The sequence below is a fragment of the Halorubrum sp. SP3 genome, from assembly GCF_005435195.1.
In the GTDB taxonomy this organism is placed as follows: Archaea; Halobacteriota; Halobacteria; order Halobacteriales; family Haloferacaceae; genus Halorubrum; species Halorubrum sodomense.
Genome location: NZ_SGTU01000036.1, coordinates 1 through 2,402 on the forward strand (window position 1 = coordinate 1; position 2,402 = coordinate 2,402).

Sequence of the window (2,402 nt, forward strand, 5' to 3'; positions counted from 1 at the left end):
ACTCTCCGATCTGGACGCGCTGTATGAGCGGTATCGCGAGTTCGAAGAGGTTCGGCGTGACCTCGAGCGGCATCCTCGGGTCAGTGCGTTTGAGGTGGCACCCTCCTCACGTATCCAGCAGGTCCTTGCGCACCGACAAGCAGCAGCAATCAGCACACAATGACAGAGCACACACCCGAGCTACCATATCCAGACGACCCTGCCTCCTTTAATCTGTGGGCCCGTGACTGGGGCAGCGCACTCGGGCTCAGCCTCGTTGCGGTCGCGCTAGTGAGCGCATCAGCGTCGCTACCTATTGTCTCACTGGCGGTCCTCGGCGCTGCGGGGGTCGTGCGATCCGCACCGTTCGCGTTCGTGCTCGGACAAGTCGCGCTTATCCCTGTACTGAGTAGTATCTCGCCGCTCGCGGGCGTCGCCCAGCTTGGCCTTCTCGCCGTCCTGACAGAACCTGCCCGGTCGCCGCATGATATAGTTACGTTGGTCGTAACCAGCATCAGCTGGGCCGCTCTTCTAGCACTCGTGGTGGGTATACGTGAGCAAGGGGTGTTCGTTACAGGCGGGCTACTCACCCTCGCTGTCGGGGCTGGCATATACGTCACGTATCGAGTCACGCTCGTCCGTCTCAATCTTGTTACGCCCGCCGAGCCAGCAGACGAGTCAAACCTGAAAACACAAGGATGATTGATACAGACATGAATCGGAGGACACCGTGATGGCTCACTCTGGCGGCACCGAGTCTGAACACTCACCGGTATCTGATGAGTCGGCGTCCACAGCCGACACGTCAGAACCACTCCAGACCCGCGTGGCGGTGCTTGAAGCTAAAAACAGACAGCTCCGCGAGGAGTATGCTCGCGCCCGCCAGACCACGTACCGCCGAACCGCAGTGAGTCTCTTACTTGTTGGGTTGGTTGCTGTTGCTGGCGGTGTTGTGTTTACTGACGCTCGCACCGTCCTGTTCGCACTTGGTGGCACAGGCGTCTTTGCCGGCGTGCTTACGTACTTCATCACTCCCGAGCGCTTCATCTCAGCGCAGATTGGTGGGCAAATTTTTGAGGCGGTTCGTGCCGACCGTGAAGCAACGATTGATGAGTTAGGGCTGCGGGGGGAGCCAGTGTACATCCCGGGAGAGGCGGTCCGGCTGTTTGTCCCGCGAGACGCAGATGCGCCACTCCCCGGATTAGCGACCGATCTCGATTTGTTTGTCGTGCCTGAAGACCCCACGACAGGTGGCGTTGCGTTTCATCCAACGGGGGTGCCCCTGTTCGAGGAGTTCTCAGATACGATCGATCAGTCGCTTGGCCCCCGCCCACAGTCGGCTGCGCCAGTCATTGCTGATGCGTTGGTTGAGGTGTTTGAACTCGCTGATACCGCTGAGTCGGCAGTCGATACCGACACCCAGCGCATCACGTTTGAGATCAGTGGTGCCGGGTTAGGTGACCCGACAGCTATTGATCACCCGATTTCCTCATTTCTTGCCGTCAGTCTCGTTGAGGCTCTCGCTGAACCTGTTGAGGTTACGGTCACGGCGGATGACCCGCTTACGGTGACCTGTCGATATGGCCGCGACGAAGACACAACTTAACTAGTGGGTGCCGCTGGCACCTGTTTTCGCCAGTTGAGATTGCGTCTCATTCGCCAGCGACTGCCTGCTCGTCTGTCTCAGCAAACGTTGTGTCGGCGCTTGGCGGCGTCACATCCGCAAGTATCTCGTCAATAATCGCAGACACAGATTCGTCAGCGAGTTCAGCATCAGTTGTGCGGATCACACGGTGCTTGAGCACAGGTGCGGCGAGTGATTTGATATCGTCTGGAATCACGTATTCACGCCCCTGAATCGCAGCCCGAGCCTTGCCAGCGCTCAAGAAGGCGAGCGTTGCCCGCGGGGACCCACCGTGTTGTAACATCGGTGACGCCCGTGTGGCCGCCACGAGATCCAGAATGTACTCTTTGACCGGCTCAGCGATGTAGACCTCACTGACAGCATCGCTTGCGTGCTGGAGTGTCTCCGGTTCGATGACCTGTTCAACCGCTGACGGACCAAGACCGGGCGCCGTATCAAACCGATCGAGTACCTTGCGCTCACCAGCCCGGTCAGGAATCTCAACCGTGTATTTCAGCTGGAAGCGGTCACGTTGGGCCTCTGGAAGTTCGAAGACTCCCTCCATCTCAATTGGGTTCTGCGTCGCAATCACCATGAACGGCGCCGGCAGATCGAGTGTGTCGCCGTCGATGGTGACCGTTGACTCCTCCATCGCTTCAAGCAGCGCACTCTGTGTCTTTGGCGTGGCCCGGTTGATCTCGTCGGCTACAACCAGATTTGCGAAGACGGGCCCCTTTTTGAGCTGGAACTCACCAGTCGCCTGCTGGTAGACGTTCGTCCCGACGACGTCAGCGGGCAC

3 protein-coding genes are annotated in these 2,402 nt (G+C 59.0%); 2 read left to right on the top strand and 1 reads right to left on the bottom strand.

What is annotated here, in order from left to right; genetic code table 11:
• Positions 1–270 precede the first annotated feature (270 nt).
• A complete protein-coding gene (locus tag EXE42_RS14875; RefSeq protein WP_137706835.1) occupies positions 271–681 on the top strand; it encodes a hypothetical protein in 411 nt (136 codons plus the stop codon).
• Between the two features lie 31 nt (positions 682–712).
• Entirely contained in the window at positions 713–1,585 is an 873-nt protein-coding gene (locus EXE42_RS14880; protein ID WP_241988397.1) for a hypothetical protein, read from the top strand.
• A gap of 46 nt (positions 1,586–1,631) precedes the next feature.
• On the opposite strand, the gene EXE42_RS14885 is transcribed toward EXE42_RS14880, so the two are convergent.
• Positions 1,632–2,402 (bottom strand): MoxR family ATPase (locus EXE42_RS14885; RefSeq protein WP_241988398.1); only part of this gene is annotated, 771 nt, incomplete at its 5' end.